21 protein-coding genes are annotated in these 25449 nt (G+C 38.2%); 7 read left to right on the forward strand and 14 right to left on the reverse strand.

Going from position 1 to position 25449, the window contains the following annotated elements; all coding sequences use genetic code 11:
* A partial coding sequence (locus ACYQ0O_RS12180) for a hypothetical protein (RefSeq protein WP_459893451.1) occupies positions 1–202 on the forward strand: 202 nt, incomplete at its 5' end.
* On the opposite strand, the gene ACYQ0O_RS12185 is transcribed toward ACYQ0O_RS12180, so the two are convergent.
* The 5 genes from ACYQ0O_RS12185 to ACYQ0O_RS12205 all read right to left on the reverse strand — a co-directional run bounded on the left by ACYQ0O_RS12185 (position 199) and on the right by ACYQ0O_RS12205 (position 10302).
* Positions 199–1485, reverse strand: coding sequence for a phenylacetate--CoA ligase family protein (locus ACYQ0O_RS12185; protein ID WP_459893453.1), 1287 nt, complete (start codon positions 1483–1485; stop codon positions 199–201). The genes ACYQ0O_RS12180 and ACYQ0O_RS12185 overlap by 4 nt on opposite strands.
* Before the next feature lie 73 nt (positions 1486–1558).
* Positions 1559–2347, reverse strand: a complete 789-nt coding sequence (locus ACYQ0O_RS12190) for a prepilin peptidase (protein WP_459893455.1) — start codon at positions 2345–2347, stop codon at positions 1559–1561.
* Between the two features lie 66 nt (positions 2348–2413).
* Positions 2414–5404, reverse strand: a complete 2991-nt coding sequence (locus ACYQ0O_RS12195; RefSeq protein WP_459893457.1) for an AIR synthase-related protein — start codon at positions 5402–5404, stop codon at positions 2414–2416.
* 214 nt (positions 5405–5618) lie between these two features.
* Positions 5619–8321, reverse strand: a complete 2703-nt coding sequence (gene fdhF / locus ACYQ0O_RS12200; protein ID WP_459893459.1) for a formate dehydrogenase subunit alpha — start codon at positions 8319–8321, stop codon at positions 5619–5621.
* On the reverse strand, positions 8314–10302 hold the full coding sequence (locus tag ACYQ0O_RS12205) for an FAD-dependent oxidoreductase (protein ID WP_459893461.1): 1989 nt from the start codon (positions 10300–10302) through the stop codon (positions 8314–8316). Before ACYQ0O_RS12205 ends, fdhF begins: the two co-directional genes overlap by 8 nt.
* A gap of 169 nt (positions 10303–10471) precedes the next feature.
* Here ACYQ0O_RS12205 and ACYQ0O_RS12210 point away from each other — a divergent pair, with 169 nt between their 5' ends.
* The 4 genes from ACYQ0O_RS12210 (at position 10472) to priA (ending at position 15375) form a co-directional block, all read left to right on the forward strand.
* The gene (locus ACYQ0O_RS12210) at positions 10472–11263 is read left to right on the forward strand and encodes an enoyl-CoA hydratase-related protein (RefSeq protein ID WP_459893463.1); all 792 of its coding nucleotides are present in this window, start codon (positions 10472–10474) and stop codon (positions 11261–11263) included.
* 192 nt (positions 11264–11455) lie between these two features.
* Positions 11456–12469, forward strand: a complete 1014-nt coding sequence (locus tag ACYQ0O_RS12215; RefSeq protein WP_459893465.1) for a peptidoglycan DD-metalloendopeptidase family protein — start codon at positions 11456–11458, stop codon at positions 12467–12469.
* 3 nt (positions 12470–12472) lie between these two features.
* Positions 12473–13042, forward strand: a complete 570-nt coding sequence (locus ACYQ0O_RS12220; RefSeq protein WP_459893467.1) for a bactofilin family protein — start codon at positions 12473–12475, stop codon at positions 13040–13042.
* Between the two features lie 11 nt (positions 13043–13053).
* A complete protein-coding gene (gene priA / locus ACYQ0O_RS12225; protein ID WP_459893469.1) occupies positions 13054–15375 on the forward strand; it encodes a replication restart helicase PriA in 2322 nt (773 codons plus the stop codon).
* Here the strand turns inward: priA and ACYQ0O_RS12230 are convergent.
* From ACYQ0O_RS12230 to ACYQ0O_RS12255, 6 genes are all read right to left on the reverse strand, one after another.
* Complete coding sequence (locus ACYQ0O_RS12230) at positions 15370–16182, reverse strand: 2-oxoacid:ferredoxin oxidoreductase subunit beta (RefSeq protein WP_459893471.1); 813 nt, start codon at positions 16180–16182, stop codon at positions 15370–15372. The genes priA and ACYQ0O_RS12230 overlap by 6 nt on opposite strands.
* Complete coding sequence (locus tag ACYQ0O_RS12235; protein WP_459893473.1) at positions 16183–17334, reverse strand: 2-oxoacid:acceptor oxidoreductase subunit alpha; 1152 nt, start codon at positions 17332–17334, stop codon at positions 16183–16185. It abuts the gene before it with no gap.
* Positions 17315–17530 carry a 4Fe-4S dicluster domain-containing protein gene (locus tag ACYQ0O_RS12240; protein ID WP_459893475.1) on the reverse strand — a complete coding sequence of 72 codons (216 nt, stop codon included), beginning with the start codon at positions 17528–17530 and terminating at the stop codon, positions 17315–17317. The genes ACYQ0O_RS12235 and ACYQ0O_RS12240 overlap by 20 nt, the downstream gene beginning before the upstream one ends.
* A 9-nt stretch (positions 17531–17539) precedes the next feature.
* Positions 17540–18025 carry a hypothetical protein gene (locus ACYQ0O_RS12245; RefSeq protein WP_459893477.1) on the reverse strand — a complete coding sequence of 162 codons (486 nt, stop codon included), beginning with the start codon at positions 18023–18025 and terminating at the stop codon, positions 17540–17542.
* 173 nt (positions 18026–18198) lie between these two features.
* Positions 18199–18462 (reverse strand): 30S ribosomal protein S20, encoded by a 264-nt coding sequence (gene rpsT / locus ACYQ0O_RS12250; RefSeq protein WP_459893479.1) that lies wholly within the window; start codon positions 18460–18462, stop codon positions 18199–18201.
* A gap of 97 nt (positions 18463–18559) precedes the next feature.
* The gene (locus tag ACYQ0O_RS12255; RefSeq protein WP_459893481.1) at positions 18560–19636 is read right to left on the reverse strand and encodes an NAD(P)H-dependent flavin oxidoreductase; all 1077 of its coding nucleotides are present in this window, start codon (positions 19634–19636) and stop codon (positions 18560–18562) included.
* A gap of 203 nt (positions 19637–19839) precedes the next feature.
* Between ACYQ0O_RS12255 and ACYQ0O_RS12260 the strand changes: the two genes are divergently transcribed.
* Complete coding sequence (locus tag ACYQ0O_RS12260) at positions 19840–21504, forward strand: thiamine pyrophosphate-binding protein (protein ID WP_459893483.1); 1665 nt, start codon at positions 19840–19842, stop codon at positions 21502–21504.
* Positions 21505–21535: 31 nt separating this feature from the next.
* Here ACYQ0O_RS12260 and ACYQ0O_RS12265 read toward each other — a convergent pair whose 3' ends face one another.
* Positions 21536–21976, reverse strand: coding sequence for a universal stress protein (locus ACYQ0O_RS12265; RefSeq protein ID WP_459893485.1), 441 nt, complete (start codon positions 21974–21976; stop codon positions 21536–21538).
* Between the two features lie 500 nt (positions 21977–22476).
* On the opposite strand from ACYQ0O_RS12265, the gene ACYQ0O_RS12270 reads away from it, so the two are divergent.
* Positions 22477–23190 (forward strand): N-acyl homoserine lactonase family protein, encoded by a 714-nt coding sequence (locus ACYQ0O_RS12270; protein WP_459893487.1) that lies wholly within the window; start codon positions 22477–22479, stop codon positions 23188–23190.
* Positions 23191–23248: 58 nt separating this feature from the next.
* Here ACYQ0O_RS12270 and ACYQ0O_RS12275 read toward each other — a convergent pair whose 3' ends face one another.
* Both ACYQ0O_RS12275 and ACYQ0O_RS12280 read right to left on the reverse strand, forming a co-directional pair.
* Positions 23249–25255, reverse strand: coding sequence for a DUF3857 domain-containing protein (locus ACYQ0O_RS12275; protein ID WP_459893489.1), 2007 nt, complete (start codon positions 25253–25255; stop codon positions 23249–23251).
* On the reverse strand, positions 25248–25449 hold a 202-nt coding region (locus tag ACYQ0O_RS12280), incomplete at its 5' end, for a type 1 glutamine amidotransferase family protein (RefSeq protein ID WP_459893491.1). The genes ACYQ0O_RS12280 and ACYQ0O_RS12275, both read right to left, overlap by 8 nt.

Genomic DNA, 25449 nt, shown 5'->3' on the forward strand with positions numbered 1-25449 from the left:
TGAATCAATTAAAGACACGTTAATTGGAAGGCAATCCCCCCTGTTGCCTTATCTTAAAATCATTGAAAAGCAGGAAAGGGGGGAATGGAAAGAGCTTATGGAACTGCTAGATAAACTAAAGATATCCACTGACATTGTTAGTGGTGCTTATTCAAACGCGCTAACAGAGACAGATAAATTATTTAAACTAAGCAATAATTAATCCCTATTATCAATAACCCTCTTTGATTTTGCAAAGGTACGGGGCAATTTACCTAAATCAAAGATCTCCACTTCCACCCTAACCAGTAATTTTTTCCTTAAGCGATTACTGATAATTTTCTTTAAATTTTCATCAATATCGATAGTTACACCTTCACCCCTTTCCACTTTTAGTTTCATGTGATCCAGTCCGTCCTTTCTATAGAGTTCAATTTGATATTCGCTACTTATTTCTGGTATATTTTCAAGAATTTCTGCTATCTGGGTTGGATAGATATTAACTCCTCTAAAGATAAACATATCATCTGACCTCCCCATGATCTTATCATGACGAGGGAGTCTTAGTCCACATGGACACTCACCTGGAATCTTTCTGGACAGGTCCCTTGTCCTGTATCTAATTAAAGGAGCTGCCTCTTTTTTTAAGGTAGTTACCACCATTTCACCTACCTGACCATCCTCAACAGGCTCAAGGGTTTCTGGATTGATTATTTCTAAAATAAATATATCTGCATAATAATGGATGCCTGAATGGGCAGAACACTCAAGCCCTGTTCCAGGTCCATACAACTCAGTCATTCCAGGGATATCAAAGGAATCTTCAAGACCCAAGGCCTGTTCTATCCTCTGTCTCATCTTGGGAGTATGGGGTTCTGCACCAAATATGGCCTTTTTTAGAGAAATATCCTTTGGGCTTAGACCCATTTTTTTTACCTCTTCTGATAAGAGCAACGCCATTGAAGCTGTGGAACAAATACACGTTGGCTTTAAATCCTGTAAAAACTGCAGATGGATTTCCATATTTCCTGGTCCAATGGGCAGGGCGGTTGCCCCAAAATGCTCACACCCCAGTTGAAATCCAACCCCTGCTGTCCAAAGTCCATAGCCAACTGCAATCTGTACCCTGTCTTCTTGAGTTAGACCAGCTATTTCAAAACACCTGGCCATCATCATTTTCCACACTTCCACATCGTTTTTTGTATAGGCCAAAATCTTCCTTTTTCCAGTTGTACCAGATGATGCATGTATCCTTATAACATCCTTCATTGGCACAGATAAAAATGGAAATGGATAATTTTCCCGTAAATCATCGGCTGTTGTAAATGGCAGATATTTTAGATCATCAAGGGATTTAATATCATCAGGTCCAATACCCTTTTCTTTTAACCTTTTTCTGTAAAACTCACTTCCTTTGTACACATGTTTTATTGTATTCTTTAACCCTTGCAATTGAACTTCCCTTAATTCATCTTCTGAATATTCATTTAAAAATCTATATCCCATAATAGATCACCTCAATTTTAATATTTTTTACAAGTTTATTACTGGCAAATAATTTCCAGAATTGTCTTCACACTCAATTTGTTAAAAACCCCAAATACCACAAAATAAACTCCTTTCCACATAGGATATATAAACATGCAGCCAGGCACAAAAAAGGGCCAAATGGTATTGGATTTTGGGTATCACTATTTTGTAATTTTAAATAATAGAGTCCGCCAAAAAGTCCCAATATTGATCCAATAAAAATCACAAAGGGAATTGCTGGAGCTCCCAGTAAACCACCAATTAAAAACATTAGTTTAATGTCCCCTGTTCCAAGCCCATCCCTACCTTTAATTAACTTATATCCCTGTTGAATCAAGAGGAAAAATCCTCCTCCCAACACTGATCCCCATAATGAAAATTTAAAGGAAACTCCAATTATGGGTCCACTTAAAAAGGCCAGGATGATACCAGTTAAGGTTAATTCATCTGGAAGAATAAAAATATCTAAATCAATAAAACTGAGGACTATAAAAATGCCACCAAATAAAAGAAAGACAAAAAACAGAACAGAAAAACCAAATTTAATATATAGGGCCAGGGACCAGAGTGCTGAGATCAACTCAACAATTAGATACCTAATGGAAATCTTTTCCCCACAATTCTTACACCTGCCCTTTAAAATTAAATAACTAAAAATAGGGATATTCTCCCACCAGGAAAGGACGTGAGAGCATTTGGGACAATGGGAACCAGGAGCTACTATGGACTGGCCAGATATGTATCTATAAATACATACATTGTAAAAACTCCCAAGACATGCGCCTAAAATGAAAGAAACTATAGAAAAGAAAATCACATTATTCATTTCTTTAAACATTGAACTTTTAACTTTAAACGTTGAACGTTGAACGTTGAACATTGAACGTTAAACATTTTTATCTCTCTAAAAATCTAAGGTCTTTTTCCAAAAATATCTAATATCTTCCACATGGTCTCTTATTATCTCTTTGTCTTTATATCTAAACACCACTTCTCTTTTTTCTGTAACTTCTCCAATACATGCACAAAAATCACCTTTAAATAATTGTTCAAACTCTTCTCTTTTAGACTTACTCACCCCCACCACAAACCTTGAAGGAGACTCAGAATACATGATTTTTTCAAATTCCATATCCCTAGGACAACATGGGACATTATCTATTTCTACAACTGTCCCTAAATTTCCACCAATTGCCATTTCACACACAGATACACCAAGACCTCCATCTGATATATCATGACAGGAAGATATAATACCATTTTGCATTGCATCATACATCTTTCTGTAACGAGCCCTAGCAGAAATAAGATCGACCTGTGGCACATATCCAGATTTAAAATCCATAGCCAAGGCAAACTCTGATGAGCCCATCTCATCTTTGGTTAACCCTAAAATATAAATATATTCCCCTGGCTGTTTAAAATCAGAGGTAACACATAGATTTATATCTGGAATGACACTGATCAAAGAAAAAAGAACTGTAGGTGGGATAGATATCTTTATATCTCCCATTACATAATCATTTTTCATGGAATCCTTCCCAGATATACAGGGGACTCCAAATCCAAGACAAAAATGGGATAAGGCCATATTTGCACGTACAAGTTGTGCCAGTTTATAATGACCATCAGGTGTCTTTTCTGACTGGACAGGATCGCACCAGCAAAAGTTGTCCACCCCTGCCATGTGGTAAGGATTTGCCCCAACTGAGATTGCATTTCTTATTGCTTCATCAATTGCACAGGCCATCATCCAATATGTATCAAGGTCGCTAAAACGGGGACAAATGCCATTTGATACAACAAGCCCCCTGTTCTTGGTTAAAATAGGTCTAATCACTGCTGCATCTGATGGGCCATCTACAAATTCACCCACCAGGGGCTTAACAACGCTTCCCCCTTGTACCTCATGATCATATTGACGGATTATATATTCACGGGAGCAGATATTTAACCTAGACAACATTTGTCTCAATGTGTCTTTTGGACTCTGTTTTCCTGTCTTATCCACTTTAAATGGTTCTTGCACTGGAGGATCCCAAATTGCCCTTAATCTCATCTGGGGAACCCCCTCATGGAAAAATTCCATATCTAGCTCAGCAACTATCCTGTCACCATACTTGACCCTGAAATATCCAGAATCGTTAAATTCACCTAAAACTGTGGCTTCAACGTCCATTTCTTTTGCAAGCCCTAAAAATTTATCTATATGTTTTTTGGGGACAGCCACACTCATCCTTTCCTGGGCCTCAGATAAGAGTATTTCCCAGGGCACCAGCCCATCATATTTTAAAGGGACCTTTTTAAGATCAATCTCACAGCCACCACAGTCCCTGGCCATCTCACCCATTGAAGAAGAAAGCCCACCTGCACCATTATCAGTTATTGCATTATAAAGTCCCATGTCCCTGGCCTTCATCAAAAAATCGTACATCTTTCTCTGGGTTATTGGATCTCCAATTTGAACTGCTGTTGCAGGAGAACCCTCATGCAGGGCCTCAGATGAAAAAGTAGCCCCATGTATTCCATCTTTACCCACCCGTCCACCAACCATTACTGCAAGATCACCCATTTCTGCTTTTTTTTCATAGGATGGTCTGTGATTTATAAAACTTGGCATCATCCCCACTGTTCCACAAAACACCAAGGGTTTTCCCAGATATCTTTCATCAAAAACAAGTCCACCATTTACAGTGGGTATACCAGATTGGTTCCCCCCATCTTCAACACCCTTTCTAACACCTTCTAAAACTCTCCTTGGGTGGAGGAGCCTTGGAGGAAGGGGCTTGTCATAAAAGGGAGATGCAAAACAAAAAACATCTGTATTGCAAATAAGATTTGCACCAAGACCTGTCCCCATTGGATCCCTGTTTACACCCACAATACCAGTAAGGGCACCACCATATGGATCCAAGGCAGAGGGGCTATTGTGGGTCTCCACCTTAATACAAACGCTGTATTCTTCATCAAATTTTATAACTCCAGCGTTGTCCTTAAATACAGACAGGCAAAAATCTTTTTCCCCCAATCTTTTTCTCAAAATATCTGTGGATTTCTGAATATATGTTTTAAACAAACTGTTTATAGTCCTTCTTTTCCGAGTATTTCTTTCAAAATAATCTATTTTTGCATTGAATATTTTGTGTTTACAGTGTTCAGACCATGTCTGGGCTATTGCCTCCAGTTCAACATCAGTGGGATCTTTGGGCAGGCCAATCTTTTTCCTGTATTCCCTAACATGATCCTGCAAATAATAATTTTTTATCACTTTCATCTCATCTAAACTTAAGGCGAGGACCCTATTCTTGCTTGTCTTAATTAACTCATTATCATCCATTTCAGTTAATTTTATAATTTCCACCCTATCAGATGAGAGGCCAGTTACCCTTGGGATCTTTACTTCAAACCCTGGAGATTTTTCCCATTCATATTTTGATTTAACCCTGAACTCCTCAATTAATTCATTGCAAAGTAAATCCCTGGCGATCCTACCTATATCTTCTTCATCTATTCTACCTGTTAACAGATATTGGGTAGCAAAATACACCGCCAGATCAGGTCTATCTTCAATAAACAAACCATTTTTTATTGCCTCTTTTGCAATCCTCCCTTCATTATCTGTAACCCCTGGACGGAATCCAACCTCTATTATCCAGTCAAAATCCTTGGCTATGGGTCTAATAGATGCTAAATTTACAACAGGATCGTGTAGTATCCCCTTTTCTATTATCTCTTCAATCTCTTTTTTTGATACCCCAACTATTGTATAGACCTTGATCAATCTCACTTCATCTAATTCTAAGCCAAGGTCCCTTTTTATCTGTTTTTTTAAAGAGATACCACGCACATCCCTAATACCTTCCAACAATCCCACACAAAGCCTAAAAACACCCATAAAAAGCCCCTTGTTTTTTCAAAGATTGAAATAAAAACCTTTGTATAACAGAGCTAAAAAACTATCAAGCAAAAGGGACGTGCTATCCAGAGCTGGATAAACCATGGATGGCACGTCCCTAAATTGATAAAAATTCTTAAATTTAAAGTGGTTAATTGATAAAAATATCAATTCAGGTTTAACCCAAATTACAACATCACAAAATTGTCTAAAATCATCCTACAACTGGTTCAATGTTTACTGGAATTACCTTATACTCTGGTATCTTACAAACAGGATCCAGTCTCTCAGGGGTCAAGGTGTTTATGGGAACCTCAAAGAAATGAAAGGTAGAAAACACAACCTTTCTGGGGACCATATCTGTTATCTTTACAGGAACAGTAAGTTCGCCAACTTTTGATTTTAGTTTTATTTTTTCGCCCTCATTGAGACCAATTTCCCTGGCATCCTCTGGATTTATACACACATAACCTTCTGGCACCAGTTTATCCAGTGCATAACTCCTCCTGGTCATTGTACCTGTGTGATAGTGATACAAAACCCTTCCTGTGGTCAGTGTGTACTCAAATCCCTCAAAGTCCTCCTTATAAGAGGGCTGACTCGTTGGGCTAAATTTCGCCTTTCCTGTTTCTGTGCTAAACCTGTCTTTATACAAAAATTTTGTCCCTGGATGGTCTTCACTTGGACACGGCCACTGGATACCTCCCTTTCTGAGTCTATTATAAGTAATACCCCTATATTGAGGCACAAGGCTTCTAATTTCATTGAATATATCCTCTGGAGATGAGTAATGGGCATTAATAGAAAAATGTCTCATTAGATCGCTCAAAATCATCCAATCTGGCCTTGAATTTCCCACTGGCTCTAAAACCTTTCTCACCAGTTGAACCCGTCTTTCAGTATTTGTATAAGTACCACAGCTCTCAAATGAGGATGCAGCTGGGAGTACTAAATTTGCATATTTTGCCGTATCACTCATAAAAATATCCTGAACCACTATAAACTCTAAACTTTCCAGGGCCTTTGTGAAGCTAGTCAAGTTGGCATCAGTTATAGCCGGATTTTCCCCCATTATATAGAGGGCTTTAATATTCCCCGCCTCTATTTGATGGGTAAGCAAAGAAGCCTCTATACCAGGTTTTTCAGGCAGTTTATCAACACCCCATACTACCTCAAATAATCTCCTCACATTCTTGTCAGTCACACTCATATAACCTGGCAACACATTTGGAAGGGCACCCATATCACAGGAACCCTGAACGTTGTTTTGACCTCTAAGGGGATTTACACCACTCCTCTCTTTACCAACATTACCTGTTAAAAGGGCTAAATTGGCCACAGATTTCACAGTGTCACAACCATTTTTGTGTTGTGTTATTCCCATTGCATACACAAAGGACACATTGGAAACTGAACCAATATACTTAGCCGCCCTCTCCAACTGTTCTACTGTAACTCCACAAATGGAACTTACCTTCTCAGGGGTATATTTTTTGATAGTCTCAATATATTCTTCAAATCCCTCTGTTCTATTATTGACAAATTCCTTGTCCCACATTCCCTTTGTATAAAGGATATTTGCTATTCCGTTAAGCAGGGCCACATCTGTCCCTGGTCTGTGTTGAATCCAAAGTGAGGCAAACTTGGTTAGCTCAATTTTCCTTGGATCACAAACTATCAATTTAGTTCCAAGGACATCCACACTCCTCTTTATCATTGTACCAATTACTGGATGGGCCTCTGTTGTATTGGACCCAATTACAAATATTGCATCTGCCCTGGACATATCATCTATGGAATTGGTCATGGCACCTGCACCAAATACCTCTTTTAAACCAGCCACTGTGGACGAATGGCATAACCTCGCACAGTGGTCTACATTGTTTGTTCCTATTGCTGCGCGCATAAATTTTTGAAAAAGATAATTGTCTTCATTTCTGCACTTTGCAGAAGAAAGTCCCATAATTGCATCAGGACCATACTTTGCTTTTATCTCCATTAATTTTACACGAATAATATCATAGGCCTCATCCCATGATATTGGTACAAATCCATCGCCTCTTCGAAGCATGGGAGTCTTTAACCTGTCTTCTTTTACCGCAAAATCAAATCCAAATCTCCCTTTAACACATAAACTTCCTTTATTAACCCCTTTTTCATATTTTTTTTCAACACCAACAATCTCTTCATTATTTGCCCTGTAAATAACTGTACACCCAACTCCACAATATGGACATATTGTTTCAACATCTTTCGTAGCCCACTTTGGCACATCATATCTTACCTTCTCAAATTCTATGGCATTTACAGGACAAACTGAGAGACACTCACCACATGATATACACTCAGGACTGTAAAATATAGTCTTTTGCTGAGCATTTACCACAGCTGCAGCACCTTTTCCATCATACATAAGGGCACCAATCCTAGTAACTTCTGTACATGCCTCTATGCACCTTCCACATAAAATACATCTATTTGGATTATAATTTAAAATTTTTGATGGATGTTTTGACTTTTTATACTCTATTGGTTCAGTTCCATATTCATATATTTCTGCTGGAGTAATTCCATATCTATGTATAAGTGGAAGTAGTTCATTGTCTTCATCTATTGATGAAAACATTGAAATCGGATGATGGGCAAGTAGTATCTTTAGATTTTCCCTTCTAATCCTTTCCAATCTCTCTGTATTGGTACGAATTACCATACCATCTTTAGCCTTAGTAGTACAACTGGCAACCGGAATATTTAAACCTTCTATTTCAACTAGACACATCCTGCATGTTCCAATTGGACCTAGCCTCTTCAAATAACAAAGGGTTGGAACTTCTATATGGTTTTCCTGGCACACATCTAAAATAGTCTTACCCGCTTGTGTCTTTATGTTTTTTCCGTCTATATTTAGATTAATCATTGCCATTTCCTCCTTTATCAAAACCAACCAAAATTACCTTATAACATCTAAGGCACCTGTCTGCATCTGTAATGGCATCCATAGGTGTTATTATAATATTTTCTGGATCTGATTTCTTTTTAATTATAAGTGGAGTTTCTTCTATTAACATCTTCTTATTTATCTCAGATTCAAAATAATCAACAAATTGAGCTTCTTTAAAAAGCCCTGTATCTTTTAACATATCAGATATTATTTGAGAATCCTCAATTTTAAATTTACCGTCTCTTAGATATTGATCAATATATGTAGCGGCCCTCTCACCCTGTGCTGCAGCCTCAATTAAGGTTGCTGGACCCAACACACAGTCACCACCTGCAAACACCCCTTTTTCATCTGTCATCAAGGTATCCTTATCAACTGATATGGTATTCCATTTCGTCTTCTTAATGTTAAGTTCCTTTTCATTATCCAGCCAGCTTAAATCAATCTGCTGTCCAATGGCAGGAATGAGCATGTCAGTATCAACCACAAATTCTGAACCTTCAACCACCTCAGGTCTCCTCCTTCCAGAGGAATCTGGCTCCCCTAATTTCATCTTTACCAGCTCTACCCCGACTATCTTTCCATCTTTTACAATAATCCTTGTGGGGTTAACCAAAAACTGAAATTTAACACCTTCCCTTATGGCTGCTTCATATTCTTCTCTGTGTGCTGGCATTTCATTTTCCGTCCTTCTATATACCACCAATACCTCATCAACACCAAGTTTCTTTAATGATCTACAACAATCCATTGCCACGTTTCCAGCTCCCACAACAATAGCTCGTTTACCTAGATATAGGGGTTCGTCATTATTATATCTTTTCAGAAATTCCAATGCCTCATAATATCCTTTTGGGTTATCTTCTTCACCTGGAATATTTAACCTCCTGGTCCTCTTGGCCCCTATGCTTATAAATAGGGCATCATATTGTTCTTTCAGTCCTTTAATTGTTATATCCCTGCCAAGGACTTTGTTGTAATGTATTTCTGCACCAAGGTCTTCAATTAATCTAACATCCCTCTTTATGACCTCTTCTGGAAGCCTAAACTCTGGAATCCCCCACATCATCATTCCACCAATCCTGTCTGTTGCCTCAAAAATGTGTACATCATATCCCTTTTTTAACAAAAAATGAGCAGCAGTAAGTCCTGCAGGGCCTGCCCCAACTATGGCCACCTTTTTCCCCTTTGGAGGCTCTTTGGATAAATCTTTGTAAGGATCTTTTTTCTCAAGTTCATATACCCAGTCAGATACAAACCTCTTCAAGTGTTTTATTGCTATTGGAGAATCTATTTGTTTTCTCCTGCAGGCATGTTCACAAAAGGCCACACAAATCCTTCCACAAATAGATGAAAGGGGATTTTTTTCCTGTATTGTCAAGAGGGAAAGGGAATAATAACCCCTTTTTATGTACTCAATATACTGGGGAATATCTATCTGGATTGGACACGCCTCAATACATGGTGCCGTTACCTTCCACCTATAATCCAATGTGTCTATCTGGTTTTTGGTCTTTAAGGATGCTAGAAATATGTCCCTAAAATGAATTAATGCCTTTCCCAGAGGGATAAGAGAGGTATGTCCAAGCTCACACATGGAGCCGTCATAGGTGAGTTCCGCCATCCTTTCTAAAATTTTTAAGTCATTTTCCCTGCCCACACCCTCCACTATACGCATTAACACGTCCATGGCAACTTTAGTGCCAAGTCTACAGGGGGTACATTTTCCACAGGATACATCCTTTTGAATAATCTCCACATATTTTCTCATAAGGTCTATTAAGTCCACTGATTCATCAAATATCAAAAAGCCATTCCAGGCAACAAATGCCAGGGTCTTTTTCCCCTTTTTTGATATGTCCAACCCATCAAAAACTGGTTCATCTGGTATCTTGTCCATGGGAAGATGACGGTTGTCAATAACCCTATCTCCCCAAACTCCATAAACTATTTTCATTATCATCCCCCTTAATAAATTTTATCTATTTCCCAACAAAATTCTAAAAATGAAGATTACGCATACAACTTTTTAAACCACCTTTCAACTTTATATGGACAGAAATTACAAAATTAGATAATCAAACAAAACATAAACATAATGAAAAACGTAAAAAAAGGAGGTTGCTATGGATTATCAAAACATTCTCTTTGAAGTAAAAGAAGGTGTTGCTCTATTAACTATTAACAGGCCAAAGGTACTAAATGCACTAAATCCTAAGACGTTAGATGAAATCGAGGATGTAGTAGATAGGATTTATAAAGAAAATCTTGCCAGGGTATTGGTAATAACAGGGGCAGGTGACAAGGCCTTTGTGGCAGGTGCAGATATTTCTGAATTTCCAAAGATGAATTCCCTTCAGGCAAGAATATTTGCTAAAAAAGGTCAGGATATTTTTTTTAAAATAGAAAACCTCCCAATCCCAACCATTGCATGTGTAAATGGGTATGCCCTAGGGGGAGGATGTGAACTTGCCATGAGTTGTGACTTTATCTATGCATCAGAAAAGGCAAAATTTGGACAACCAGAAATAAACCTTGGAATAATACCTGGTTTTGGCGGAACCCAAAGGCTTGCAAGACTAATAGGTAGGGCTAAGGCAAAGGAACTCTGCATGACTGGAGAACAAATAAGTGCCAACGAGGCAAAGGAACTTGGTTTGGTGGCAAAGGTATTTAAACACGAAGAATTAATGGACAAAACCATGGAAGTGGCAAAGTCAATAGCAACAAAGGCAGCAGTTGCCCTTAGGGCAATTAAAGAAGTTATAAATCGTGGAGTGGAAGTGGACCTTGCTTGCGGATGTGCCCTGGAAGTTGAAGCCTTTGCCACATCCTTTGCCAGTGAAGACGCAAAAGAAGGTGCCACTGCTTTCTTAGAGAAAAGAAAACCTAATTTTAAAGGTTCTTTTACCAGTTAATAAAAAAAGGGGCTAGATCTAGCCCCTTTTTTTATTAAGTTATCCAATCACTGCCCTTGATACCTTAAAAATTATTGAGGTTCAAAAGGGTTACCAAGTCAAATTTGACAATTAAAAATAATTTGTTTAATAGAATTCTATAATTATGGATTGGCATATAATTTCTAACAACATTCTAAGGAGATGCACTAATTGAAAAAAGTATCTATAGTCTGGTTTTCAAAGTCTAAGAATACCTATAATAGAATTTCGCTTAGTACATTTAAGACATATCTACTGATCTCTCTCCATATTATGATTTACCTCAGCGTTGTTTTTCTGGGAGGACTTTCAATTTATCAACAATACAAAATCTACAAATCAAATAAACAAATAATCTCATTAAACCAGAGGATTATTCAGTTAGATTCCAATGTGCAAGAAGGCCAGAAACAAATTTCTCAGTTAAAGGCAAATATAAAGAGCAAGACAAAAAAAATATCCACCCTTGAGAAGAAACTCTTAGCAACCCAAAATGAACTTAAAGATATGAAGGAAATGGAGGTAAAAATAAAAAAGTTTCTTGGCCTCCAAGACCAAGAAGTTGTTTCAGGAAAATTTTCCCACCAGGGAGGTTTTGGTTATAGTAATTCAACACAATTAGAGCAAGATCTGTCTTCACAGGATAGCGAAAATACCTCAAATAAAAATAAAGCAGATATTGTATCGTATTCTAAAGATTTAAAGGAAACAATGGAACAACTTGTAGATTATCTAGAAAAAAGACACAAAAAATTAAAACACATGCCATCTATCCTTCCTGTAAAAGGAGATCATTTCTGGATTTCTTGTGGGTTTGGTTGGCGAATAAATCCTTTTACCCAACAACGGGAGTTTCATGGGGCAATAGATATTGCTGGTGAGTGGAAGACCCCAATTGTTGCACCTGCAGATGGAGTAGTTATTAAAGTTGGTAAGAATAGTATCCTTGGGAACTATGTGCGCATAAGACATACTCCTCATATTGTCACTTTGTATGGCCATTTGTACAAGGCGATTGTGAAAAAGGGAGATAGGGTAAAAAGGTGGGATGTGATTGGATATATGGGAAATACTGGCCGCAGTACAGGCACACATGTCCATTACAAGGTAGAAGTTGACGGTAAACCTGTAAACCCAAAATACTACATATATGACAGGCGATTAAAAAGCCTGGCCTTGAGGTAGAAAATGGCATTTGGAAAAAAAGAAAAAAAAGAAAATGTAGATTCAAGCCCCACTTTAATTGGATCAAATAGTGCCTTTGAAGGAAACTACAAAGGCGAGGACAGCATATGCATTGAAGGAACTTTTAAGGGCTATATTGAGTGCAAGGAAAATGTTTATGTAAATAAAAATGCATATATTGAAGGTGATATAACTGGTAAAAATATAGTAGTGCACGGAAAAGTAATTGGAAATATCATTGCCCATGAAACACTTATTATTGGCGACAAAGGTAAGATTGTTGGAGATGTGTCCACAAAGGTTTTTTCAGTGGAAAAGGGTGGTATTTTGCATGGAAAATGCAGCATGCAAGAACAAATAAAAGATATGGAAAAAGATTCCCGCATAACATCCATTTTCGAAAAATTTTCAGTATTTTCCAGCAAAAAAACAAATGACATAAAACAAAAAATAAGCAATCTTGAAAAAAGCATTTCAGATTCTTCAGATAATTTCAATCCGTTGGATTTACGTCTTGGTGATGATGAGGACCTAATTGAAGTTAAAAATGCTCAAGATGATTCCTCCAAATAAGCAACTAAAAGATGCACCTTATAGATGTTGTCCTACTCTCCCCACCATTTAAAAAATATACATATAAGATACCAGCCTATCTAAAAAATTTTACCTTCCATCCCGGCCTTCGGGTGGTAGTTCCAGTAAAAAATCGTTATTTAATTGGTATCACCTTGGATACACCCGTGAAAAAAGAGGTGGAGTTTGATATAAAAGACCTGGTTATGCCAATAGACAGAACACCTATTTTTTTTAAAGAACAGCTTGAGATATTTGAGGACATATCATCTCACCTATTGGTGGAAATGGGACAAGTAATCTCCTCAATTATGCCCTCAGATTTATGTTCACTAAAGTTGTATTTTTTAGACAGCAAAGGAAAAAGACATGCCTTATACAATATGTTAAATAAAAAAGAAAAGGGTCTTATTTCAGTTTTAGAAAAATGGGTACATGGTGAAACTGAAATTTGTACCAGCAGCAGAGAAGATTTAGTTGTTGAACTTATCTCATTACCCCCGTGGCCCATAAAAAAAACCGCAAGGACCCAACTAAATATTTTAGAATATCTCCATGCCCATGGACCCTTACCCAAATCCCAACTAACATCAAAATTTGGGAAATATTCTAGTAAAGTAATTTCTGTACTCCTAAGTAAAAATCTTATCCAGGTCTCAAAAAAAAAATATATACAGCCTGTATGTGAAAAACTTAAATTTCTTTCACCTTATGAACCAACAAAAGAACAAGACCGTGTAATATCCAGTCTTTTACCTGTTATTGAAAATGGTTTTTTTAAAACAGTGCTCTTACACGGAGTAACCGGAAGTGGAAAGACCCTGGTGTATTCAAAACTAATAAAAAAGTCTTTAGAGTTAAATAAAAGCAGCATTCTACTTTCTCCAGAAGTGGCACTGGCAGAGACCACGTATAAAGAAATAAAACATTTTTCCCCTGGTGTACCAATATATTTTTATCACGGATATCTTCCCAAAAGTCTCAGGGCAAAAATCTTCAAGGAGATCGCAAATCAAAACCCCCCTTATATAGTCATAGGAACCAGGTCATCTATTTTCTTACCCCTAAAAAAAATAGGAACCATAATAATAGATGAAGAGCACGACTCCTCTTATAAACAAGATGAAAGGCTTAGATATCATGTGAGAGAAGTTTCATTTCTTTTGGCCCGAAAATTTAAAAGCCTGCTTGTCTATGGCTCTGCCACCCCTGATGTGAAGACATATTTTGCCGCCCAAAATCAAAAAATTGAGCTTCTAAAAATGGATACTAGGGTAAAGGGAAATCCCTTACCAGAGATAAATCTTGTAGATCTAAATAAAGAACAACCTGTACATGGTCCTTTTAGTCAAAGAGTCTTTTCCCAGATAAAATCCACACTGGATATGGGCGATCAGGTCATTATACTTTTGAACAGACGGGGGTTTTCTCCCCTTGTGTTTTGTACATCCTGCAGGGAGGTAGTCAAATGTCCCAATTGTTCTGTCTCAATGACATACCATAAGAAGGTAGAGAAACTTATATGCCACTATTGTGGGCATGTAATCCCATTTCCATGTGACTGCCCTGTATGTGGATCAGTATCATATTTACCTCTTGATGTTGGTACTGAACAAATAGAAGAGCTAATAACAGATAGCTTTGGCCACACCTCAAAAATTTTGAGATTGGACAGGGATACATACAGGCATGAAAAAAAAGAGGAAGACATATTAAGGGGTTTTGCAAATGGAGAATATCAGATCCTTATTGGCACACAGATGTGCAGTAAAGGACACAATTTCCCCGGTGTAACCCTTGTGGTGGTAGTAGACGGTGATATTGGCTTGAACCTACCTGACTACAGGGCTACAGAAAGGACCTTTCAATTACTGGTCCAGGTAGCAGGCAGGTCAGGAAGGGGTGAGAAGCCTGGTAGGGTCTTCATCCAGACTAGAAATCCAAATCACTACTGCTGGAAATACATAACAAAAAATGATTATGAAGGTTTTTTCCAACACGAACTTCAGTTGAGAAGATTGAGAAGATATCCCCCTTTTGTGAAACTGGGCTTACTAAGATTCCATTTAAGGGAAAAAGACCAACAAAATTTAGACTTTTTAGAAGATTTAACAGATTATATCCAGAAGGTTAAAACCAAAGACCTTATAGTCTTGGGACCAGCCCCAGCTCCCATCTTTGTTTTAAATAAAGAAAAGAGATACCAATGTCTTATAAAGGCGGACAGTTATGGACCCATTAGATCATTTGCCGCTAAAATACTTCAAAAATACTCAAAAAACAAAAAAGACATTAAAGTTATCCTGGATATGGACCCATATCACATGCTATGAGCCTTTTTTACATACCCGATGTATGAGCTTTTTATACTCTTTTGTATATTCGCACACATCTTTTTCCACAAATATACCTCTGGGGATTAAGTTCTGGTTCTTTTCAAGCTTTTTGGATCCAATCTGTGCTGTATTGTCCCTGAAAAATTTTAGCATGTCTGCTGCAGAACCCATCTTATTTTTCCGTCCAAAATAGGTTGGGCATTGGGAGAGAATCTCAACAACTGAAAAACCCTTGTGCATAATTGCCTTTTTTAGGTATTCCTTTATCTCTTTAAAGTGAAATGTTGTAGTCCTTGCAACAAAACTGGCACCTGCAGACACTGCCAATTTCACAGTGTCAAATGCAGGGTCTACATTTGAATATGGAGCAGTGGTAGCCAATATATTTTTACCTGACAGAGGTGAGAATTGACCTCCAGTCATCCCATATATCCTGTTATTCATAATTATTGCCGTTAAATCTATATTTCTTCTGCATGCATGGATAAAATGGTTTCCTCCAATTGCCAGTGCATCCCCATCTCCCATTGGAACAATCACATTTAACTGAGGCCGGGCCATCTTAACTCCAGTTGCAAAGGCAAGGGCCCTGCCATGCAGGGTATGTAAGGAGTGAAAATCCACATAACCTGAAATCCTGGAAGAACAACCTATTCCAGAAACCATGACTATCTCATTTTTAGGGATACCTAACTCAGCTACTGCTCTGAGCAAATTATTTAACACCACCCCGTGTCCACACCCTGGACACCACAAGTGGGGAAAAAATCTCTTCCTTATATAATCTTTGATTGAATAGTCCACTTATACTCCCCTCCCAAGTATAACCCGTGTGATATTTCTAATATCTGTGGGGGTGATAAATTCACCATCCACCCTATTTATAAGATACACCTTTTCAGGATAATCCACACATTTTTTTACTTCATGAACAAGCTGTCCCATGTTTATTTCCACCACAAAGACAAAATCGGCATTTTCACACTTTTCCCTCACAAGATAGGAAGGAAATGGCCATAGGGTTTGCAACTCCAAAAGGCCCCATCTCTCTCCCCTGCGTCTCATGGATCTGACCACATGAAGAGCTGTCCTTGCAGAGGAACCATAAGATAATAAAACCACATCAGCATCATCTAAAAAATACTCCTTATATCTGGCTATATCGTGTACATTTGATTCTATTTTATCAACCAAATGGTGCAATAGTCCATGTACAACCTTTGGATCAGTTGTGGGAAATCCCCACATATCATGGAAAAGCCCTGTAACATTGTATCTGTGTTTACCGCCAAAATCAGACATGGGCAAACGACCATCTTCCCTTGGCAAATAGGGATGATAGTCAACCCCCTCAGGCACCGATGTCCTCAGGCGTTCAATAACAGGTATCTCTCCAACTTCCGGGATAATCACCTTTTCCCTGAGATGGGCAACTGCTTCATCAAAAAGTAGGATTACAGGGGTTCTATAAGTCTCTGAAAAATTAAATCCCTCTACTGTTATCTTAAATAGATCTTGATGATTTGATGCTGTTAAAACAATTATAGAGTGGTCCCCATGCCTTCCCCATCTTGCCTGATACACATCCTGTTGCGACCCCTGAGTGGGAAGCCCTGTTGATGGACCAAATCTCTGAACATCCACTACCACACATGGTATCTCAGCCATAATGGCAAATCCAAGGGCTTCTTGCATTAAAGAAAAACCAGGACCACTTGTAGCAGTCATTGACTTTTTTCCAGTTAAAGACGCCCCAATTATTGAACACATGGAAGCTATCTCGTCTTCCATCTGCACAAAACTTCCACCGGTTGCTGGAAGCCTTTTGGCCATGAATTCTAAAATCTCTGATGAAGGAGTTATGGGGTATCCAGCAAAAAACTCAAGACCCGCATAAAGTGCGGCTTCTGCGCACACCTCATTACCCTGAATAAATTTAAGCTGCTGTTTGTTCATCTTCTTTCTCCACTAATACTTCTATGGCCAAATCTGGACATCTATATTCGCACATTCTACACCCAATACAATCCTGTGGTCTCACAGCTGCTACTTTTTCTTCCCTATCTATCTCTAAAACCTTTTTTGGACAAAATTCAACACAGATACCACAGCCTTTGCACCATTTTCTGTTAATAATATGTTTGACTACCATACTACGCCCTTATTGCTTATTATTTAATTTACCCCTATTAGCTTCATTACCACCATAGTAGATATCATTAAATTGCTCTTCAACTGGAAGCAAGAGATACTTCTTTTCCCTTATTTTTTTCAGAGCAGTAGTCCCAGGGGTATAAATATACCCTACTACATGGGGCATATTGTCATTCCTAGCAACCAGAGCATACAGATCTGGTTGAAGATACTCAATTCTGTTTATTAAATCTCCAAATAGTTTGGAATCTTTTATCTTATTATAATCTTTACCCAGAACAATTTCTTCCTTTGCATCTTTTTTAAGAAACAAGATAGCTGATGGATTGTAGACAGGACCTGAGTAATATAGATTATATTGGGAAAGATCCCTTTTGAGTTTTGAAATATCTATTTTTATTCCAAGCACATATGGAGGGACCAAGGAAGGAGCGTTAAACGCGCATCCAATTAGGGTTATAAATACAAGTCCCATTAGGAGAGGTCTATACATTAAAAAAGCTCCTCCACCAAAAAAGTTAGTGTTTCCTATTTACTCAATTGCTTTCTGTTTTGCAATAAAAATTTCCAGTTAATAGCAACTCATCTCTTTCTTTGGAACAAAAAAAACCCAGGGTTATATCCCTGGGCAGTTATAATCAATGATATTGAAACAAACAGATATTTTTAATTTAATTTACTTACTTGAGCGGACAGCCTGGAGATCCTTCTTGCAGCATTTTTCCAATGGATAACTCCCTTTGATGCCGCCTTATCTAGGATTGAAGTGGCATTTTTGAGTGCGGCCTGTGCCATATCTTTATCCTTTGCTTCTAACGCCAGTCTCACCCTCTTAATGGCCTTTTTCATTCTACTTTTAATTGCCCTATTTCTTGCCCTTCTCTTTAGTGATTGTCTATGTCTTTTGAGAGCCTGTTTTGTATTAGCCAAAGCCAAAACCTCCTTTTATATTTCCTTTTTTATACCTGAAAGTGAAAGTTTATATTTCAATAATTTTATGGTGTCAAGGTTAAAACAAAAGATATCATCAACTCTTTAAAATACCCTGAACTAACTCATCAAATAGATCCTTTACCCTTGTTATTTTTGTGGCTAAATAGGCATTTTCCCCTGCAAATGCAAAGCCATTGTCCAAATCGCCCTTTTGGGCATTTATTAGTGCCAAAGAGATACAATACGGAGCTTCTTTTGGATTACATGTTTTGATACAGTGATATGGACACTTTACAGGTATCTTTTCCCCTTTTTCAACTAATTCTAAAAATCTATTCTTTATTGCCCTTCCTGGCAAACCAACTGGACTTTTAATAAATACTATATCCTCCTTTTTTGCCCTTATATATTCTTCTTTAAACTTAATAGAGGCATCGCACTCCTCGGTGGTAACAAATCTAGTGGCCATCTGTACTCCTGAGGCCCCTGACCTTAACATACTTGCAATATCCCCACCACTATATACACCTCCAGCCACAATAATAGGTATCTCTTTTCCATATTCTGCCTCAAAAGGAGAAATGGCTGCTTTTGTTTCCTTTAAAAGTCTAACTAAGTTAATCTCCATTTTTTTTAGTTCTTCTAGTGAATAACCAAGATGTCCCCCTGCCTTTGGACCTTCTAACACAAATGCATCTGGTAAATAATTTAATCTCAGCCACTTTTTACATATAATCTTTGCTGCCCTGGGAGAAGAAATTATTGGCACAAGTGATGTCTTGCTGTGAGGATATTGTGCTTTTATTTTAGGCAAGTTTAAGGGAAGGCCAGCCCCTGAAAATATTATATCTATCCCAGCTTCTAAACTTGCTTTTACTAAATTTTCATAATCCGTTTGAGCTACCATCAAATTAACACCAATTATGCCATCTCTAATTCTTTCTCTGGCCTTTAAAATTTCTTTTTTTAACATTTGAATATTAGTGGCATGGGGATTTTTTCTGAAATCTTCTGACAAAAAACCTATTGATGCACCAGATATTACCCCAACACCACCACAACTAGTAACAGAAGAGGCCAATCCACTCAAAGATACTCCAACACCCATCCCACCTTGTATTATTGGAAATTCAACTTCATGTGAACCAATCCTGAGCTTTGGAACCTTCACTTTTAACCTCCACACATAAACAGTGATTTTTCAAAAAAATAAATTTCCCTTTGTGAAGCACTAACTATCAGAGAAAATTTCAAGTTTCAACTAAAAATAACTCCATACAATACCTTGTAATATTTACTTACTTTGTGGTTGATTAAGAACTTAAAAGCAGTCTAATATGGTTCAAACATTAAATAAAAAGCAGGAGGTTAATTATGGCAAGGATTCTTGGGGGTCATATATTTGCCAAGTATTTAAAGGAACACCTCAAAGTTAATACCATTTTTGGACTCTGCGGAGGTCACATTGACTGTATTTTAGACGGACTCTTTGAATACCAAATAAGGTCTATAGATGTGAGACATGAACAATCAGCAGTCATGATGGCCCATGCATGGTCCATATATGGAAGCCATCCTGGCATTGCCATCCTCACTGCAGGTCCAGGGTTCACCAACGGGATAACAGGTCTAGTAAATGCGTACCTGGACAACGTACCTTTGATCCTAATATCAGGTAGTGCACCAATAAGAGATATAGATAGAGGGGCACTGCAAGATATAAATCAACAGGACATGGTCAGGTCATACGTTAAGTGGAGTGCAAAATGCATGGATATTTCCAGGATACCAGAATATCTGAACTCTGCTTTTAGAATTGCCATATCAGGCAGACCTGGGCCTGTGTTTTTGGAAGTTCCCCCAGATGTGTTAAATAAAAAGATAGAGGAGTCAGAAATAAACTATCCACCAGCACTTAAAAAACATATCTACCAAGGAGACCCAGATCTAATTAAAAAAGCAGCGGAATTAATAAATATCTCAAATAGGCCCTTTCTAATTGGAGGTAGTGGCATTGCCTTTAGCAACTGTAAATCTGAACTTGAAGGACTAATTGAAAAGTCAAACATCCCCTTTGCATTGGTAAATGCTGGCAGAGGAGTTTTGCCAGATGATCACCCTTGCTCTATATGGGACGGAGGTCAGACAGGAATCTTAACAGCACTTTCCCAAGCCGATCTAGTTATCTCACTGGGTGTAAGGTATAATTGGTTGTTTTTATATGGACAAACATTTCCACAAGCAAGACACATAAGAGTTGATATTGATCCTGCTGAAATAGACAGAAATAGACCATCTGATATAGGTATTGCAGGAGATGTGGGCTTGGTCCTAAAAGAATTAATAAAACATGTGAGGACTGCTAATAAAAAAAACTATTTAAAACAACTAAAGGACTCTTATTTGCCTTTAATATCCAAAGAGATAGAAGATAGAAATAAAAAGACAAACCCCATTCATCCAGCCAGGATGGTTCAAGAGATAAGATCAATTGCACCTGAACATTCCATTTTTATTGCAGATGGTGGGGACATTTCATATTTTGCCTTGATGGGTCTTAGGGCCTATTCAAAGGCAGGGGTGCTAGGGGCTGCTAGTGGACTATTTGGATGTTTAGGAACTGGAATTCCATTTGCTATTGCAGCAAAATTGGCACAGCCAGATAAAGAAGTCTTTGTAATAAATGGGGATGGCTCCTTTGGATTCAATGCAATGGAATTTGATACAGCTATAAGACACAATGTCAAAATAACGTGTGTAATATCAAATGATAAAGGCTGGGGTATGATCAAACACGGCCAAAAATTAAACTATGGTAGTGATAGGACTTGCTGTTCTGTACTCAGGGCCGCACATTATGAAAAAATAGTTGAAGCCCTTGGAGGTCATGGTGAATTTGTAACCATGGAACAAGAGCTTAACCCAGCCTTAAGTCGTGCATTAAAAAGTACAAAAGCCGCTTGTGTCAATGTACTAACTGACGATACAGTTACAAGTCCGGTCACTTTACTTTTGGCTGGTTCCCTGAAATCAAGATAACACCCACAATATTAAGAGGGGGGATTAAATTTTAACTTCTAAATATGTTCTCCCCTCTTACTACTAAAACGGGACATGGGCTTGATTGTAAAACCCTATGGGCAACGCTTCCAAGAAAAAGGCCTTCAAGGTCAGATAACCCCCTGGAACCCATAACTATTAAGTCAACATTTTCAATCTTTGCCACTTCACAAATTTTTTCTCCAGGACGGCCTTCTAAAACCCGTTGTTCAAAGTTTACTCCATTTTGCTTCAGGAGCTTTGAAAATGGAGCCAGTAGTTTCTCAGATTCAGTCAACACCTTGGTTAAGGCCTGCTGATAAAATGGTTCTCCCAAAAGTGAAGAAATTTTTCTTCTACAGTGAATCAACAATATACTGGCATTTGTTAATTTACACAGATAAGTTGCATAGTTAATTGCATCCATTGAATATTTTGATCCGTCCACAGGGACTAAAATCTTCTTTATCACAGAAATTTCCTCCTAAAATAAATTTAAATTAAAGAAAAATCAGTTGGTATTATAAAATTCTAAGAGACTAAGTTCAAGAAATTTCTCTTTTTTTATCCTTTACTAAAAAATCTCTTCAAGGCAGAGATAACGCTTGCACTTACTGTTTTTTAGTCGAGTAGCCCAAGGGAGCCTCCCCTTCAGACCCTCACAGACCAGTACATAAGTCTCTCGACTCATACGGCTCTTATCCCCCCCCAATATATTAAAAACCAAAAAACTCCTACTACATCAACCTTCTTGAAGAAAGGTGCCTTGCAGGTTACATGAAGATAAAGTTTATCCATTTATCTAATCTAGGTCGCAATGTAGCTCAAATAACCTTTTCCAGAGCAGTGAAGGCATAAGAAAGTAATTTTTTGGCAGCTTTGAAAATCAATCGCGAATTTTGGGATAGTCATTGATTTTCTTTTGAAGAATTTTTATGATGAATTTGAAATTATTTAGGAGGTTTTTGTAAAATGACTACTTATACCATTTATCCTCTAGTTGTTGGGGCCAAGGAAACCGACCAGGGAATGATGACCTATCTTAAGTTCTATGGTCGCCGCATCTGGATACCGATTATGATGTTTTATTTAAAAGGAGGGGATAAACACATTTTGGTGGACACCGGTCTTGAAGACTTTATGGTCCCTGAAGAGGTGGAACAAAAATATGGCGTAAAGATTTTTTATTTTGAGGATGCCTTGTCCAGTTTGGGGCTAAAGCCTGAAGATATTGACATTATTATCCATACCCATTTACACAACGACCATTGCGAAAACGATTACAAATGTCCTCAAGCCCAAATTTATGTCCAAAAGGCCGAATATGAATTTTTCTTAAATCCTCATCCCATTGACCACCGTTATTATTCTGATCTGCTGGATGGTCTTAATGTCATCACGATTGAAGGAGATCAGGAAATCACTGATGGCATCAAGGTGATATTTACACCAGGTCATACCCCAGGCGGTCAATCAGTAGTCATTAATACCAATGAAGGCCCAGCCATTATTACTGGTTTCTGCTGTAATGAAGAAAATTTTCCAAAAATTGGCCCAGTAGTAACTCCGGGGATTCATATTAATGCCATAGAGGCCTTTGAAAGTGCCAAAAAGGTTAAAGAAATGACTGATATCCTTTTGCCCAATCATGCCTGGTCAGTGGCCCAACGAAGACACCTTCCTTAAATTATGGAAATTATCTGGACGCCTCAAAAGGGTCACCAAATTTTAAATCGACCTGATTTTAATTTCGTAAAGGCCCCTGACCTTGAAGTTGTAGAATTGCGACGGCGGCTTTTTTAGGAACTGGACCTGCTTTTGGTGGCTGGCTGGAGACCATTTTAAGAAAATGTACTGCTTTTACCTTTGCTGTAGAGGCAGTGTGTCGCAAGATTATCAATTGATTGCGATTAAGCTTTAAGGCCTGGGTAAATAGTTGCCGCAGAGCAGGATATTCTGAAGGTGAGAATTGGCTCTTAGTAACTATAAGAACTTCTTCAGCCGTGATAGTATCTTTAGCGGGGTGCCATCTAAGCATAAGAGAGCCTGCCTGATTTTTAAACACATAATCTTCAGGAATAAACTGAAGGTTGTAACCTGATGGCAAATGAATAGTAATTTGCATTCTTTTTAAAAAACAATAACCAAGTTTATAGGGATAATGGCGATGGGCCATGGCTACAAAGCTCGCTAAATGCGATAAGGGCAAAAGAGGAGGATGAAATAGCAAAAGATGAGCCGTTTTGGTGCCATAAAAGTTGTCTTTAAAATCAAAATCTATGGTGAGTTGAGATTGGTTGAGGTTAAGATAATCCGAAATGTCCATCTTTGACAACCTGGCGCCAGGGCTGATATCGTTGATGGTCTTTTCTAACTCCCTTTTTCTTTCTCCTGGGGTCATGTGAATAAATTGTTCCCGACGAAACATGGCATAAACCCCTTGATAAATTAAAGAACCCCTGCCCCTAAGTCTGCCATCAGCATCCAGGGAAAAACTGGCTTTATAGACTACTTGATTATGTTTAGATGGAAAGACAGGTGTTTGAACCAAAATGGCTTGACCCTGGTCACCGACAATGAGCACCCTACGGCCTTGGTCTGAAGGTGGCAGGTCACCACAACTGGCACTTTCAGCGGTGCTATCTAGAAAAATATATTGGCCATTGACTTTAACGGCCGTGATTTCATGGTCAAAGGCACCAGGCATAGGCAAATGCACATCTAAGTTGGGAATTTCGGAGGTAGGGATAAGCACTGGATAGGCCTTAATACTAGCTGCCTTAAGCATGGCAATAAGCAGCGTTGAGTGATCTTTGCAATCACCGTAGCGTAACTTAAAGATTTGAGAGGCAGGGTGAGGCTTATAACCATTGATTCCAAATTCTACTCCCACATAACGAATATTTTGAGCCACATAATTATAAATTGCCCTGATTTTTTCCCACTTGCTAGAACAGCCTTGGGTGAGGACTTTGACCTTATTTTTAATGGCAGCATCAGGGATTAAGGCCTTTTGGGCTAATTGGTGATACCACTTGGCAACTACTTTCCACGATGGCACTGAAGAAATGGCAATAGAGGCGGCTAGTTCTCCAAGCGGTGGACTGTAAGGCTCCAGGTCAATGGCAGATAAACTGTGGGCCTTAAAAATAAAGGTGATAGCTTTATCAGTTACCTTCTTTTGAGGCTTTATTTTGATGTGCTTTAATAAAATTTTGGGAATTTTGTTTTTAGGCACGGTTAGCTGGTAAATGGCCTCTTTTACCGGGTATTTCTGCTCAAAAAAATTTTTAGCCCAGAACTGACCTGGCATATAAGGCTTAATCGTTTTTAATTCATAGGAGTAGTCAATAACTGCTCCAGGGCAAAGGCCAGGCATAGAGATGGTTTGATATTTAATATCAGAATAAATTGGGGCATCCATAACAAAGGGTGGTGATACAATGTTATAGGCATTTTTGGCTGGTTTAAGCCGCTCGCCATTGGGGAGTATGGTTACAGCCTTAAGGACCTTTAGACGTTGAAATTGTGTAGAAAAGGGAATTACAATCTCTCCAAACTCTTGAATACCTTTAGTGTTAAGCGCCTCTATTCGCTGGTGTTCATACCAGGTTTCATGTCCCTGGGCATCAAAGGTGTCTCTAACTTCATCAAGCAAAATAATGGCACCATAGGGATGGTCTTTGGCATAGGTTAAGTGAACGCTTGTTACAATTAGAAGGGCAATTAAAAAACAGACATATTTATGCATGTTCCTTTCTCCTTTTTTGATAGTATTTTGCCTGATTGATAATGCCTTTGGCCCAGACATTGGTACTTAAGGCATTGATGTGAGTATACGTCGTCAATACATTTTTGTAAACCAGACCATGGTATTGGCTATTGATACCATGACCTTTTTTGGGTTTAAAGACATACGGGAAGTTTTCTAGAGGGTCAACCACA

The organism is Desulfothermus okinawensis JCM 13304 (assembly GCF_054654515.1).